Origin of the sequence: Allolucifera butyrica, assembly GCF_900476375.1 — a bacterium.
Lineage (GTDB): Bacteria > Bacillota > Negativicutes > Sporomusales > UPPP01 > Lucifera > Lucifera butyrica.
On record NZ_UPPP01000130.1, the window covers coordinates 1 to 662 of the forward strand.

The following is a 662-nucleotide window of genomic DNA, read 5'->3' on the forward strand; positions in this document are numbered from 1 at the left end:
GGTAACTTGACTTCTTTTGCGCTATACCCGGTTGTCTATAAGCCGCCATCTGCGTTGTTGGCACTGCGCGTGCTCTCTTCGACGTACTTACCAGTACGACTCCGTTCGCATGCTCCTGCCGCCTAGCATCTGGCACCTTCTAGCCAACCTCCGGGCTGTACTCATAGTTTTGACTTAGGAGTTCCCTCCTGCGCCCTGTGCTGTGAGCCCTGCGCTTCGTTTTGCTCGTTAAGTTTACTCTCTCTTTATCGAGAGGGTATCTTCTTCTTTCTTCTGTGCAGTTTTCAAGGAACCTTGAGGGCTGTTCCCTCAAAACCAAACAATGTAAGTGGATACGACTGCGAGCGCTTAAGCTCCGTCTCGTATCTGCCAAATGTGTCCGACCTAGGAATTAGATCGGCCCTGCGCTATGCGCCGGCCTTTCCTGTCTCCTTAGAAAGGAGGTGATCCAGCCGCACCTTCCGATACGGCTACCTTGTTACGACTTCACCCCAATCATCGGCCCCACCTTCGACGGCTGGCTCTCTTTCAAGTTACCTCACCGGCTTCGGGTGTTGCAGACTCTCGTGGTGTGACGGGCGGTGTGTACAAGGCCCGGGAACGTATTCACCGCAGCATGCTGATCTGCGATTACTAGCGATTCCGACTTCACGCAGGCGAGT

1 rRNA gene is annotated in these 662 nt (G+C 53.9%); it reads right to left on the minus strand.

Features of this window, described 5'->3' with window-relative positions:
* Positions 1-436: 436 nt before the first annotated feature.
* Positions 437-662: ribosomal RNA gene (locus LUCIF_RS24380) — 16S ribosomal RNA — on the minus strand; the annotation flags it as partial.